The sequence below is a fragment of the Arthrobacter sp. efr-133-R2A-63 genome (assembly GCF_030209795.1).
GTDB classification, from domain to species: Bacteria; Actinomycetota; Actinomycetes; order Actinomycetales; family Micrococcaceae; genus Arthrobacter; species Arthrobacter bambusae_A.
The window spans coordinates 1-13,597 of record NZ_JARVRG010000041.1 but is presented as its reverse complement, the minus strand read 5'-3'; the positions used below and the strand labels follow the sequence as shown (position 1 = coordinate 13,597).

The following is a 13,597-nucleotide window of genomic DNA, read 5'->3' as shown; positions in this document are numbered from 1 at the left end:
GATCATGACTGTATGCGACCCTCCGAGGGAGTGGTTTGTATGGCAAGTGAGGTTGTCGTCAGGCCCGGCGAGGGGCGGTTGCATGCCCTGAAAAGGGTGGTCGGGTTCTGGGGATTGCTGTTTGTTTCCCTCGGTTCGATCATTGGGTCGGGCTGGTTGCTGGGTGCCCTCGGTGCGGCGCAGACTGCAGGTCCGGCGTCGATCATTTCCTGGTTGCTCGCGGCGGTCCTGCTGGTGGTTCTGGCCCTCATTCATGCCGATCTGGGGGCGGCCTATCCGGTGGCCGGTGGCACGGCGCGGTACCCGCACTACGCATTCGGTGCCCTTGCCGGATTCACCGCGGGATGGGCCGGATACCTTCAGGCGGTCACGATCGCTCCCATCGAGGTAGAGGGGAGCATCACCTATCTTGCCAGCGCACCGTGGGCTTCGGGCATCAAAATGGTGAACCCTGACTCCACACTGACTCCCATCGGGTTGCTCATCGCAGTTCTCTCGCTGGCACTCTTCACGGTAGTCAATCTCTTGGGCGCGAAGTGGCTCTCGGACAGCAACATCATTCTGGTGATCTGGAAGACGGCGGTTCCGGTCCTCACGATAGTTGTGCTCATCATCCTGACCTTCCACCCGGGGAACTTCAGCCAGGGGGCGGGTGGCTTCGCGCCGAACGGCATTCACGGGATTTTCGCCGCACTTCCGCTCGGGGTGGTGTTTGCGCTTCAGGGGTTCGAACAGGCCGCCCAGATGGCAGGCGAAGCCCGCAACCCCAAGAAGGATGTTGCGCGGGCGATCATCATCGCGATGTTCGTCGGCGCGGCGATCTACATCCTTCTGGAGGTGGCGTTCATCGGGGCCCTCAACCCTGGTGACATCGCTCATGATTGGAAGAACCCGGTGGGAGCCGGTTCATTCGGTCCTTACTACGAGCTGGCCATTGCCGCAGGAGCGGGATGGCTGGCCACCGTTCTTCTGATCGACGCTGTCATCTCTCCAGCCGGCACAGGCTTGGTCTACGTCGGAACCTCCGCACGGATTTCCTACGCGCTCGGCGAGGACGACGCCTTGCCTGGCTCGCTCACCAAGGTCAGCAAGCGGGGCGTTCCGTTCGGATCCATCCTGCTGTCCTTCGTGGTGGGAATGATCGCCCTGTTGCCGTTCCCCAGTTGGCAGTCCCTGGTCGGGTTGGTCACCGATGCTACGGCCATCATGTACGCGTTCGCTCCGGTTTCACTGGGTGCGCTTGTCCGCCAGCACTCCGGGCGCGAACACCCGTACCGGGTTCCATGGCCGTCGATCCTGACTCCGTTTGGGTTCGTGGCCGCCAACCTGATCATTTATTGGTCCGGGTTCGAGGCGATATGGAAGCTGCTGACAGCGATTCTCCTGGGCCGCATCATTTTCGAAATTGCGCTCCGCCGCTCCAAGTCCCTGCAGCAACGCCGCGACATCGACTGGCGTGCCGCATCCTGGATCTGGCCGTGGCTGATCGGCATCCTTGTGATCGGGCTCCTGGGCCGCTACGGAAGTGGATCGCTTAACGTCCTGCCTGAGTGGATCGACATTCTCTTCGTGGTTGTCTTCAGCCTCATCATGTTCTACTACGCGGTCAGCCTCGCGATGAAGCCCGACGATATTGCGGCCGCAGTGGAGGAAGACGAATTTGAATTCGGATCCATCGACCTTCCGCTCACGCCCAAGGTGACGGGAACATCGAACCCCTCAGATAAGGGGTGATTCGCCCCGGTTCTGTCGTCAAGCGCTTGGTCGCGGCCGTCACCCGGAGGGGTTCACTCAAGAATCGGACACGTCGATCAGGATCTTTCCGACGGAGCCTTGCTCGACGGCGTCGTGGGCTGCCGCGGTTTCCTCAAGCGGAAAGCGGACTAACGGGAGCCCGTGTTCGTGGCCGACACGTAATGCCCCTGCGGTTAGTGCATCGGTGACGGCCGCAACGGCCGCCTTCTTTTGCTGATCGGCAACGGTGTACGTGAGGACGAACTGGTATTGAACGTTTTTGGCCATACTCTCGCGAATGGGAATGGCCAAGGATTCACCGGGTGCAGCAGCATAAATGGAAATGGTTCCCCCGGGCTTCAGCACCTCGAGGTCAGTGCCGATGTTCACCGGAGCATTGACGTGGACGATCGTATCAACGCCTCCGGGGGCTGCTTGATACACGGTCTGCGCGACGTCGGCAGTGCGATAGTTGATCACACAGTGCGCACCCGCCTGACGGGCAAGTTCACCTTTCTCCTCCCCGCTCACGGTCGTGATAACCGTCGCCCCCGCCCAGCGGGCGAGCTGAATGGCCGCGTGCCCGACGGCGCCCGCGCCTCCCGTGACAAGCACCACGCTCCCTTCCAAAGATCCAGGGGAGAGCCTGGCCGGTCCGTTTTGATTGGCTGTCAGCGCACGGTGTGCGGTCAACGCCGGGATTCCCAGGGATGCGCCAGTATCGAAGGATTCCGTGTCCGGAAGTGTGACGGCCTGCGCCGCCGGCACCACCACATATTCCTGGGCTGTGCCCTCATTGCCGCCCCACGCAACGTCCCAGAGCCACACGCGATCTCCGATGGACAATCCCGTTACTCCGGGCCCGAGCTCGTCGATCACGCCGGCGCCATCCTGGTTGGGCACCTTTGGTTCCTTCAACTTGTTTCCGGTCCCGCTGCCGGCCCGGGACTTCCAGTCTGTGGGATTGACTCCGGACACCACCACCCGGACCCTGACCTGGCCCGGTCCCGGTGAGGTCAGTGGCTTGTCTTGCAGAGCCAGGACCGACGACGGCCCGGTCCTTTCGTACACGATGGCTTTCACCGTTGCTCCTAGTCTTTCGGACCTATTTGGTCTCCTTCCGCCATTATTCTCCGGATTCCGGCTCGCGGTGAGCGCTTTTGCAGCACTAGCGCGCTGAAGCGTGCGGTGCCTCGACCGGGGTGTCGGGGCACAGACCCCATTCGGCCCATGATCCGTCGTAAACCCGGACACCGTGGTGTCCGAGAATTTCGGTGAGAACGTACCAAGCGGTGGCCGCGCGGCCCCCGACGGTGCAGTAAGTGATCAGCTCGTCTTGGTCGTTGAGCTCGGACACGCGCATCGCCTGACGCAGGTCGTCAATCGGGAGGAAGGCGCCGTTCTGGTCGTAGAGATCACCGAACGGCCGGTGGACGGCCGTTGGGACGTGGCCGGCGCGCCCTCCCGGCTCCATTCCGCCGGAGGGCCAGAACCGTTCGCCGACGAATTCGGCCTCGGAACGGACATCCAGAATCGCCGTTCCAGGGCGGCCGATGGCCTGCCGCACGGCGCGCATGTCCACGAACAGCCGCTGGTCCCGTTCGGCGAGCCGGTACGGAGCCTCTGCCACAGGGATCGAGGACGTGCCGTAGGGATGTCCTTGGGCGCGCCAGGCGTCGCGGGAGCAGTTCAGGATGCCGACGTCGGCGTGCCCGTACGACTTGAGCAACCAGTAGCCGAGCGCCGGAGCGTAGCCGTAGCATACGACCGTCGACCCTGGCCCGATGCCGGAGCGGACCAACAGCCGTTCGAACGCGTCCCCGTCGATCGGGCGGTACCGTTCGTCTTTCAGGTCGGCGTAGATGTTCCACAGGACGGCGCCGTCGATATGCCATTGGTCGTAGGCGGTCGCGGAAACATCAACCTCGACGACGCGGACCGCAGGATCGTAGAGGTGATTTGCCAGCCAGATGGGTTCGATGAGCATGTCCACATTCTGCGCGCTTGTCATTGGCCCAATATTGGCTCAAAGTTGGCGCTACATTGGCGTCGGGCGTCCGCCTACTCCACTTGGATCCACCCGAGCAGATCCTCGCGGCTGACGGCTTGGAGGAGGGCCGGGTGGTCCCTGGCCAGGTGGCCGCGGATCGCTCCGATCACTTCCTCATCCGTATCGCCGCGGACGACGAACCCACATTCGCATCGGATGAGCTTCGCCATGACGACCTCCCAAACATTGCCGGGCCCTCTCCGGAGCGACGAGGGCGCATGAGATCATGGTGTCATGAGCGTGCAGTCAACGCTGCGTCTCCAGATCTGCGGGCCACTGGTCATAGAGCGGGACGGTGTCAGGCTTGATCACGGCCTGCCGGGTCGTCAAGGGCGCCTGATGTTCACCTATCTTGTCGTCAACCGGCACCGGCAGGTGCCCCGCGAGGAACTCGCCGAGGCGCTGTGGAACTCTCCCGATTCAGCCGGGATCGACGCGCGCCTGAATCCGTTGCTCTCAAAGATTCGCCATGTCTTCGGTCCGGAGACAGTGGATGGGCGCGTCACTGTACAACTGCATCTCCCGGACGCATGGATTGACCTCGAAGCTGCGGTGGACGCCATCCACCGGGCAGAGTCTGCGGTGGCCCAGCAGGATTGGGCCCGGGCTTGGGGACCGGTTCTGCTGGCCCTGTTCGTCTCCGAACGTGGATTCCTGCCGGGGGAGGACGCGGATTGGATCGATCAGACCCGGAACCAACTCGTCGAGATCCGCCTGCGGGCCCTGGAATGCTACGCCGCCGCCGAGCTCGGGCTCGGCGGCGCGGAACTTGCCGGAGCGCTCCGTGCCGGCCGCCGGCTGATCGCCTTGGATCCTTTGCGCGAAAGCGGGCATCGCTTCCTGATGAAGGCTCTTGCCGCCCAGGACAATCTGGCCGAGGCGCTGGCCGTGTACGGCCGGCTGTCCGATCTTCTTCGCGACCAGCTAGGTGTCTCGCCCGGCCCGGGTACCCGTGCGCTTTACCAGCAGCTCCTCGAGCGGACCTGATCCTTGACGAAGCGCGGGGTCCGCATCCCGTTCCACTAAGCTCAGGTCGTGGCCCAAATATTTGATTCCATAGATGAGAAGCTGAAGGCGTGGATCGAGGAACAGCCCATGTGGTTTGTCGCAACCGCGCCCCTCGGAGCAGACGGGCATGTGAATATGTCCCCCCGCGGCCACGACTCGTTCTCAGTCCTGGATTCCCATCGCGTCGCTTGGGTCGACTACACCGGCAGCGGCGTCGAGACCATCGCGCACATCCGGGAGAACGGCCGCGTGTGCCTCATGTTCAATTCGTTTGGCCCCCGGCCCCGAATCGTTCGCCTGCACGGCCGCGGCTCAGTGTCCCTTCCGGGAGATGCTGTATTCGAAGAGGTGGTGGCACTCCATCCGCACCACCCGAGCACCAGGGCGGTCATCTCTGTGGATGTCACACGCGTCAGCGACTCATGCGGATGGGGCGTTCCCGTCATGGAGATGACCGGAGAGCGCGACCTTCTCCGTCTCCAGGCAGAGAAAAAGGGCGTGGAGGGCATGTCTGCCTACCGCGCCGAAAGGAACGCTCGGAGCATCGACGGTCTGCCTGGATTCCCTCTCTCTGATGGACCGTAGGTTCACCCGCACGGGCTGGCGCCCCTCCGGCCGTGGCAGCGACCACCTACCCGGCTCCGGGCAATGGGTACGGAACCGTTTCCGACGGCACCGTAGCCCGCGGCGAATCCATTACTTTCTCCGGAAGCGGCTACATTGCCGGCGAAACCATCAACATCACCTTCCAACGGACCGGCGGCAAGAAGGCTTCGGATGGAGGGTGGCCCGCTCCGCCGAGCTTCAGCGTCAATGCCGACGGCACGGGCGCGTTCTCCACCACCATTACCTTCCCGGACGGCGGCAACGGCAAGGGCAATTCCGGTCTGGCTGCAACACGTTTCAGGGGGCAGGCGGCGGGGCGGATCGCCGGATCGGGTTTGTTGATGCAAGGATCGGTTATGCCTCACCGCCTCATGCTCCTCGATACGGCCTCTCTGTACTTTCGGGCCTTCTTCGGCGTACCCGATTCGATCCGCCGGGCCGACGGTACGCCGGTGAACGCCGTTCGCGGCCTGCTCGACATGATCGCGAGGCTTACCACCGATTATGGGGCGACGCATCTGGTGGCGTGCTGGGACGATGACTGGCGTCCACAGTGGCGGGTGGACCTCATCCCGACGTACAAGTCGCATCGTGTCGCGGAGGCGGTAGAGGGCGCTCCCGACGTCGAAGTGGTGCCGGACGCGCTGCAGGTGCAGGTTCCGATGATCCGGCGGGTGCTCGGCCTCGCGGGCATCGCCGTCGTCGGGGCCGCGGGACATGAAGCCGACGACGTCATCGGCACCTATGCGAGCCACGCGAAGCTTCCTGTCGACGTCGTGACGGGAGACCGCGATCTGTTCCAAGTGGTCGACGACGCCGGCGAGGTGCGCGTCATCTACACGGCGAGAGGCATGAAGAACCTCGAGATCGTGACCGACGCCGTCGTCGTCGGCAAATATCGCGTGCTGCCCGAGCAGTACGCCGATTTCGCGACGCTGCGCGGCGACGCCTCCGATGGGCTGCCGGGCGTGGCCGGGATTGGCGAAAAGACAGCGGCGTCGTTGCTGGCGGCATACGGCACGCTCGACGCGTTGCTCGCTGCAGCGGCGGATCCCGGCAGCGGATTGGCGGCGTCGGTGCGGTCCAAACTCGCCGCGTCCGCAGACTATCTGGCGGTCGCGCCCGTTGTTGTGAACGTCGTGCGCGACCTCGCACTGCCCACCCTTGAGGAGGCGGGAGCGCGGTTGCGCCCGGTCGACGACGACTCGCGCCGCGAACTTGAGCGTCTGGCTACGGACTGGAACCTCGGCGGCTCGATGAAGCGATTGCTCGACGCTCTCGAACTCTGCCTGTGAGCGGGGGAGGGGCTTGAGGACAAACGCGCGGGAAAGCTACGCTGGCGGGGTTGGCGAAAGCTCGGCCCCCGGCGTCGTTTCAAGGGAAGCCGGGAAGCCGGATTACTTTTTGGGAGTTGCCGAAGAGATCGGCGGCTGCCCGGGGGAGGACGTGAGCGTGGTACCGGAAACAGCGGACGGTGAAAAGTCCAGTGTCGTCTTGAGGGCCGACGGACTTCTCCACTTGCGTTGGGCGCCCGGGGTCGCCATCCAGGTTGACGACGCCCGCGAAGCCATGGCGAAAGTCAATGAGCTATGCCAGCAGGAGCAGCATCCAATGCTTGTCGACATGGCAGCAGTCGCTTCCGTAAGCCGGGAGGCCAGGGGCGTGTGGTCTATTCCCTGCGGCGCGTCGCGCATAGCTTTGTTGGGCACGTCGCCCGTGGACCGGGTCCTCGCGAACTTCTTCCTCGGAGTGCACGTCCCGCCTTGCCCGACTCGTTTCTTCACGTCGCGCAGTGAGGCCATGGACTGGCTTGATGCGGGTGCGTGAGCCGCGGATGTGCTTCCGGCTTCTGCACGCCGGGATCGCATGAGCTCGAAAAAGAGCGTTGAGGACCCGCGCCTGCAGCTGCTGGTTGATGGCGTTGTCCGATTGGCCGCGGGTGACCTGGAAGCACGCATTGAACCTTCGTCGCATCGTGACGACATTGATGCTGTCATCACCGGCGTCAACCTGCTTGCGGAGGAACTGGGCCACATCCATGCGGATCTGGAACAGCGGGTGGCCGCCCGCACGGCCATGTTGCGGCGAACACAGGTCGAGCTGGAACAGATGGCCAAGACGGATGCCCTCACCGGTCTTGCAAACAGGACGCTGCTCACCGAGCGGATCCAGGAAGCGGTCAGGTCCAGCGCGAACGGCGGAAAAGCTCCGGCCGTATTGCTCCTGGATCTGGACTCCTTCAAAGCCATCAACGACATTCTGGGCCACAGCGCCGGTGACGCCGTGTTGGTGGAAGTTGCCAAGCGCCTCCGCTCCGCCGTCAGGGCGACGGACACGGTGGCCCGCCTGGGCGGGGATGAGTTTGCCATCCTCATTGCCGCAGCCACGGAAGCTGAGATTCTTCGAATTGCGCACCGCGCATCGGAGTACCTGCAGGACAGCATGTGCATCGGGATGGAAACGGTGTGGGCGATGGCAAGCATCGGCGTGTGCATCGGTACTCCGGGGTGTCGGGCTGAGGAGCTGATGCGCGATGCCGATATTGCGATGTATCAGGCCAAGGCGCGGGGCCGCAACAATGTTCAGCTCTTCCACCCCGACATGCTCGACGCCGTTCAGGAACGGTCGCGAATAACCGCCGAGCTACGCACCGCTGTTGCCGGAGGGGAGCTGGCGCTGCTGTATCAACCGGTGGTCGAATTGGCCTCCGGCCGTGTCATCGGCGTCGAAGCCCTCGTCCGATGGCACCACCCTGTCCGCGGAACCATCATGCCGGGCAGCTTCATTGGCATCGCAGAAGAAACCGGCTTGATCTTTGAGCTGGGACGGTGGGTGCTGCATGAAGGTATTGCCCAAATGGTGCGCTGGAGCCAAACAGATCCGGACCTGCCAGACTATTGCCTGCACATCAATCTTTCTGCCGCGGAATTGCTTCGGACAGACCTGCTGGACGACATCAGGGACACGCTGGCACGGTACGCCGTGGAGCCGCGGCGTTTGGTCTTGGAGATCACCGAGACCGTGCTGATGGCCCGTGAGACCGGACAAGAACAGGTCCTCAGCGGACTCCGGGAGCTGGGTGTGGGGCTGCAAATTGACGACTTCGGCACGGGCTATTCGTCCATCAGCTACCTCAGGTCGCTTCCGGCGGACACTGTGAAGGTCGATCAGTCCCTCATCAAGGGCATGGAGTCGGATCCACGGCAGCAAAAGTTTGTCTCTGCGATTCTGCAGCTGATTTTCGCTGCGGGGCTCAACGCCACCGTGGAAGGCATCGAAACCGCCGAACAGGCGGCGCAGCTGGGGGCCATGGGTTGCCTCTATGGGCAGGGGTACTTCTATGGATATCCGGTACCTCCCGTGGAAATACCGGATCAGCTCCGCCGGCCCGCACGGCGTCTGTAGAGTTAGCGCATGTCAAAGCTTTGGGACCAGATGCTGCTTGTCCCCACAGTTGTCCGCCTTGCTTCCCGGGCACCCAGAAATCCGGACACAGCGTGGGAAGGATACTGGCGTGGAATCCGCACCACTGGGCGTTCCGGGGACGTGCTGTGGGACTCCGGTTCCACGGCCGAGCATGGTCAGTACTCCGACGCGATTGGGGCTCATTTTGATCCGGATCTTCCGGTGGTTGACGTCGGGTGCGGCAACGGCACGCACACCCGCTGGCTTGCAGGCATGTTTCCCCGGGTCCTGGGAATCGACGTATCCAAGGGGGCGATCGAGATGGCCAGCAGGGAAGCAGAAGGCGTCCAAAACGCCGATTTCATGGTTCTGGATGCGGCGGGGGCAGGGGCCGGAGAGCTCTTGCTGGAGCGGCTGGGGCCCGCCAACGTCTTTGTCCGCGGGGTCTTCCACGTCCTGAAACCCGGCAAGCAGGCTGCCATGGCCGCCAACCTGCGGACCGTCATCGGGAACAGGGGCAGGTTGTTGCTGGCTGAAACCAACTTCCGTGGAAACAGCCTCGGTTACCTGACCGAACTCGGCGCCACCCGGCAAAGCATGCCCGTGCAGCTGCGGCGCGCCTTGGAAAACCTTCCACGGCCCGGGCATTTCGGTTCCGCGGAACGCCAGCGCGTCTTTTCGCACTCGGACTGGCGATTGATTGCGGACGGCCCGGTCAACATCGAAGTGGTCCCGATGAACGCCAGCGGTCTTCCGCAGTGGGTTCCGGGATATTACGCACTCCTGTCGGGCGCGGAAGATTCGGGTACCGATCACAAACCGGTGTAGCTGCACCGTGTGCGCAACGCGGGGAACGCCGAAGTGATGAGGATGGGGCCCGGCACTATCGTCAGGCTATGAGGGCTTGGGACGGGCGCGTACGTGCATCCGCTCGCCCTGCTGCCCGAACAGGCTGATGAATTCGACGGGTTTACCGTCGGCGCTGGCGAACCAGTGCGGTGTGCGGGTGTCGAATTCCGCGGCTTCGCCAGCGCGGAGTTCGAAGTCTTTGTCGCCCAGCACCAGGCGCAGCCGTCCGTTGAGGATGTAAAGCCATTCGTAGCCTTCGTGAACGCGCGGATCGGGTTCGGCTCCGCGGGCATCACCGGCGAGCACCATCTTGAAGGCCTGCAGACCGCCGGGGCGGCGGGTGAGGGGAACGGCCGTCATGCCGCCATGGGTGATCGGCCTCAGGTGAATTCTCGGGTCCCCGGTGGGCGGGGCGCCGACCAGATCGTCAAGGGGAACACCGTACAACCGTGCCAGGGGCAGCAGGATGTCTAGGTTTGGCCTGCGTTGGCCGGATTCCAGCCGGGACAGGGTGCTGACCGATACTCCGGAGGCGGTGGATACCTCTCCGAGGGTGAGATCCCTTTCCGTACGGAGTGCCCGAAGCCGGGGACCGACAGCTCCAAGAACATCATCAAGCTCATTTGCCATCTCTGCAGTTTGCCATATCAGCAAAGTTGTTTGCCAGTTTCCTCTCGTGAGGTGAAAGCTGGTTTGTAACCGCTGCAGGACGCTGGCGGCGGACTTTCAGGACAAACGAAGGGCACATCAGTATGGACACCGCGCGGTATGACGTTGTGATCATCGGGGGCGGCGCTGCGGGCCTCAGCGCGGCAACGACGCTGAGCCGCGCGCTGCGCTCGGTGCTGGTCATCGATTCCGGAGCACCCCGTAACGCGCCCGCAGCGGGCGTGCACGGTTATCTGTCACGGGACGGTATGAGCCCGTCGGAGCTGCTGTCCATCGGACGCAATGAAGTAGTCTCCTACGGGGGAACCGTCATTGACGGCGAAGCCGTTTCGGCACGGCGCACCACGGATGTATTCGAAGTGATGCTCGGAGATGGCCGCCGGTTCTCCGGCAGGCGCCTCCTCGTCGCCACCGGATTGACCGACGGACTGCCTCCCATCGACGGACTGCGTGAGCAATGGGGAAAGGGCGTTGTGCACTGTCCTTACTGCCATGGCTGGGAAATCCGCGGGAAACGGATTGGAGTGCTGGGCACCGGTCCGATGTCCGTCCATCAGGCACTGTTGTTCAGGCAGTGGTCTCCGGACATCACCCTTTTCCTCAATGACACGGTGGAGCCCACTGACGAGGAATGGGACAAGCTCGGCGCCCGGTCCGTGAGGGTCATCGACGGCGCCGTGGCCTCTGTTGACGCTGTCGACGGAGTCCTCGCGGGCCTCACGCTCCGCCAGGGCTCCTCCTTCGACATGCAGGCCCTCGCTGTCGGCACTCGGATGGAGGCCAGGTCCGCAGTCCTGCAATCACTCGGGCTGAGTACTCAGGCGCACCCCATGGGGATGGGGCGGTTTATCGAGGCGGATGCCACGGGTGCGACGGCCGTCCAGGGTGTGTACGCAGCGGGCAATGTCTCCAATGTGATGGCCCAGGTGATCACCGCGGCGGCCGAGGGCGTCATGACCGGTGCACGGATCAACGCCGATTTGATAGAAGAGGAAACCCGGTGGGCTGTCGAGGGGCGGCTCGGTCCCTTCTCCGCGGCCTCGGAAGCCGACGTTTCCACGATCGTGTTGGGTCATCGGCCCCATGGCCTTGACGACGGGCAGGAAGCCGCCGGCATGCATCACGGGGCCGCCCTCAAAGAATGAGGGGAATCGCGGCGCACCCCCCTCGCCGTCACGGCTGCCGCCGTCGTCGGGCCTGCGGCGTGAGTTCGTGGGCTCCGTAGCTGTTGTCGTCGGGGTTGACGGTGACTCCTGGTGCGACGAGCTGGTCGATGCGCTCCAGTACGTCTGTGCTCAGGGTGATGTCCGCGGCGGGCAGGTAGGACTCGAGCTGTTCCATGGTGCGTGGTCCGACGATGGCGGCCGTGACGCCGGGGTGGTTGATCACGAACGCGATGGCCAGCTCGATGAGCGTCATACCGGTTTGTTCGGCGAGCTGGGCCAAGTCTTCGACGACGTCGAGCTTTCGCTGGTTGGCCGGGCTGCTCATGTCGAACCGGGCGCCCGGACGGGCTGCAGAGGTGGGTGCGGACGCGGAGTCTTTGCGCCAGCGCCCGGAGAGCCAGCCGCCGCTGAGCGGGCTGTAGGTGAGGGTGCCCATGCCGTGTCGTTGGACCGTGGGGAGGATGTCTTCTTCGATGCCGCGGACCAGGATCGAATACGGCGGCTGTTCGGTGACGAACCGCTCCAGGTTCCGTTCCCGGGATGCCCACTGGGCTTCGACGATCTGGGATCCGGAGTAGGAGGAGGAGCCGATGTAGCGGACTTTGCCTTGGCGGACGAGGTCGGTGAGGGCGCCGAGGGTTTCTTCGACGTCGGTGTCGGGGCTGGGCCGGTGGACCTGGTAGAGGTCGATGTAGTCGGTGTCCAGGCGGCGAAGGGAGTCTTCGACCGCCCGGATGATCCAGCGGCGGGAGCCGCCGCGCTGGTTGGGATCGTCTTCGTTCATCGGCATGTAGAACTTCGTGGCCAGGAAGACGTCCTCGCGTCGGCCGTCCAGTGCCTGCCCGACGATTTCCTCGGATGCTCCGCCGGAGTAGACGTCTGCGGTGTCGATGACGTTGATGCCGGCGTCGAGGGCCCGGTGGATGATGCGGGTGGAGTCGGCGGTGTCGTTGTTGCCCCAGGGGCCGAACATCATCGCGCCAAGGCATAAGGGGCTGAGCTGCACGCCTGTGCGGCCAAGGGATCGGTACTCCATGGTGGTTCCTTCTCTCTGTCTAAAGCTTCTGGCTGTCTCAGGCTTCGGAGATGACCATGGCGAAACGCTCCTCGCGGGCTTCGTCCGGGTCCGGACCGCTGCGGTTGCCGGTGTCGAGCGCGTCGATGGCGGCGAGTTCGGCCGCACTGAGTTCGAAACCAAAGACGTCGAAGTTCTCGGCGATGCGTGCCGGGTTGGTCGATTTCGGGATGGCGGAGCGGCCTTGCTGCAGGTGCCAGCGGAGCATGACCTGGGCCGGACTCTTGCCGTGAGTCCGTGCGATGGCTGCAATCGCGGGGTCTTCCATGACGTTCCGCCGCTCCTGGCCACCCCATCCTGGGTAGAAGGTGATCCCTCCGATCGGCGACCAGGCCTGGGTGAGGATGCCGTGTTCGGCGTCGGCGCCTTGGACTGCCGGCTGGGTAAAGTAGGGGTGAAGTTCGACCTGGTTCACCGCTGGGACGACGTCGGTCGAGCCGAGCAGTTGCTCCAGGTGGTGCGGCATGAAGTTGCTGACGCCGATCGCCCGCACCCGCCCGTCGGCGAGCAGGGCCTCCAGTGCCTTGTACGCTGCGATGGTTTTTTCGAACCGGTCCGGGGCGGGCTGGTGAAGGATGAGCAGGTCCAGATAGTCGACGCCGAGTTTGCCGGTCGCTTTGTCCCAGGCGTGGAGCGCCTCGTCGTAGCCATAGTCGCTGACCCAGACTTTGGTCTCGATGAACACTTCTGCCCGATCGAGGCGTGAGCGGCGGATGCCTTCGCCGACTTCCCGCTCGTTGCCGTATGCGGCGGCAGTGTCGATGTGCCGGTAGCCGGCGGCCAGTGCGGCCTCAACGGCCGCCGTCGTTTGCTCCGGGGCGCTTTGGAAGACACCCAGGCCAAGCGCTGGCATTGTGACGCCGTTATTGAGAGTAAGTTCCATGTCCATGCCTTTCACGGTATGCAGTTGTGCGGGGTTGTGGAAGGGCACGTCAGTACCCCCTTGATGTGGGTGTCCGGCAGGGTGGGAAGCCGTTGCAGGTTCAGGTTTCATGCTTTCCATGCAACCGTGATTCCGTGCGGGGCGGGAGTCAT

The 13,597-nt window shown here is 63.9% G+C and carries 14 protein-coding genes; 8 read left to right on the top strand and 6 right to left on the bottom strand.

Annotated features, from left to right (window positions below; translation table 11 throughout):
• Positions 1–39 precede the first annotated feature (39 nt).
• On the top strand, positions 40–1,734 hold the full coding sequence (locus tag QRN45_RS19940; RefSeq protein WP_241708425.1) for an APC family permease: 1,695 nt from the start codon (positions 40–42) through the stop codon (positions 1,732–1,734).
• Positions 1,735–1,791: 57 nt separating this feature from the next.
• On the opposite strand, the gene QRN45_RS19935 is transcribed toward QRN45_RS19940, so the two are convergent.
• The 3 genes from QRN45_RS19935 to QRN45_RS19925 all read right to left on the bottom strand — a co-directional run bounded on the left by QRN45_RS19935 (position 1,792) and on the right by QRN45_RS19925 (position 3,954).
• Entirely contained in the window at positions 1,792–2,817 is a 1,026-nt protein-coding gene (locus QRN45_RS19935) for an NADPH:quinone reductase (RefSeq protein ID WP_284764428.1), read from the bottom strand.
• A gap of 85 nt (positions 2,818–2,902) precedes the next feature.
• Positions 2,903–3,745, bottom strand: coding sequence for a sulfurtransferase (locus QRN45_RS19930; RefSeq protein ID WP_284764427.1), 843 nt, complete (start codon positions 3,743–3,745; stop codon positions 2,903–2,905).
• A gap of 50 nt (positions 3,746–3,795) precedes the next feature.
• Positions 3,796–3,954 carry a DUF1059 domain-containing protein gene (locus QRN45_RS19925; protein WP_241708428.1) on the bottom strand — a complete coding sequence of 53 codons (159 nt, stop codon included), beginning with the start codon at positions 3,952–3,954 and terminating at the stop codon, positions 3,796–3,798.
• Between the two features lie 64 nt (positions 3,955–4,018).
• Here QRN45_RS19925 and QRN45_RS19920 point away from each other — a divergent pair, with 64 nt between their 5' ends.
• From QRN45_RS19920 to QRN45_RS19895, 6 genes are all read left to right on the top strand, one after another.
• Positions 4,019–4,771 (top strand): AfsR/SARP family transcriptional regulator, encoded by a 753-nt coding sequence (locus tag QRN45_RS19920; RefSeq protein WP_241708429.1) that lies wholly within the window; start codon positions 4,019–4,021, stop codon positions 4,769–4,771.
• A 48-nt stretch (positions 4,772–4,819) separates the two neighbouring features.
• The gene (locus tag QRN45_RS19915; RefSeq protein ID WP_284764425.1) at positions 4,820–5,377 is read left to right on the top strand and encodes a pyridoxamine 5'-phosphate oxidase family protein; all 558 of its coding nucleotides are present in this window, start codon (positions 4,820–4,822) and stop codon (positions 5,375–5,377) included.
• A gap of 377 nt (positions 5,378–5,754) precedes the next feature.
• Positions 5,755–6,693 (top strand): 5'-3' exonuclease, encoded by a 939-nt coding sequence (locus QRN45_RS19910; protein ID WP_241708485.1) that lies wholly within the window; start codon positions 5,755–5,757, stop codon positions 6,691–6,693.
• Between the two features lie 13 nt (positions 6,694–6,706).
• Positions 6,707–7,225 carry a DUF7793 family protein gene (locus QRN45_RS19905; RefSeq protein WP_319801848.1) on the top strand — a complete coding sequence of 173 codons (519 nt, stop codon included), beginning with the start codon at positions 6,707–6,709 and terminating at the stop codon, positions 7,223–7,225.
• A 39-nt stretch (positions 7,226–7,264) separates the two neighbouring features.
• Positions 7,265–8,803 carry a putative bifunctional diguanylate cyclase/phosphodiesterase gene (locus QRN45_RS19900; RefSeq protein ID WP_241708431.1) on the top strand — a complete coding sequence of 513 codons (1,539 nt, stop codon included), beginning with the start codon at positions 7,265–7,267 and terminating at the stop codon, positions 8,801–8,803.
• Between the two features lie 9 nt (positions 8,804–8,812).
• A complete protein-coding gene (locus QRN45_RS19895; RefSeq protein WP_241708432.1) occupies positions 8,813–9,631 on the top strand; it encodes a class I SAM-dependent methyltransferase in 819 nt (272 codons plus the stop codon).
• Between the two features lie 66 nt (positions 9,632–9,697).
• Here the strand turns inward: QRN45_RS19895 and QRN45_RS19890 are convergent, their stop codons facing one another.
• A complete protein-coding gene (locus QRN45_RS19890) occupies positions 9,698–10,282 on the bottom strand; it encodes a helix-turn-helix domain-containing protein (protein WP_078105249.1) in 585 nt (194 codons plus the stop codon).
• A gap of 122 nt (positions 10,283–10,404) precedes the next feature.
• On the opposite strand from QRN45_RS19890, the gene QRN45_RS19885 reads away from it, so the two are divergent.
• Positions 10,405–11,466, top strand: a complete 1,062-nt coding sequence (locus QRN45_RS19885) for an NAD(P)/FAD-dependent oxidoreductase (RefSeq protein ID WP_284764424.1) — start codon at positions 10,405–10,407, stop codon at positions 11,464–11,466.
• A 28-nt stretch (positions 11,467–11,494) separates the two neighbouring features.
• Here the strand turns inward: QRN45_RS19885 and QRN45_RS19880 are convergent, their stop codons facing one another.
• Together QRN45_RS19880 and QRN45_RS19875 are read right to left on the bottom strand one after the other, a co-directional pair.
• The gene (locus QRN45_RS19880; RefSeq protein ID WP_284764422.1) at positions 11,495–12,523 is read right to left on the bottom strand and encodes an aldo/keto reductase; all 1,029 of its coding nucleotides are present in this window, start codon (positions 12,521–12,523) and stop codon (positions 11,495–11,497) included.
• A 37-nt stretch (positions 12,524–12,560) separates the two neighbouring features.
• The gene (locus tag QRN45_RS19875; protein ID WP_284764421.1) at positions 12,561–13,445 is read right to left on the bottom strand and encodes an aldo/keto reductase; all 885 of its coding nucleotides are present in this window, start codon (positions 13,443–13,445) and stop codon (positions 12,561–12,563) included.
• Positions 13,446–13,597 lie beyond the last annotated feature (152 nt).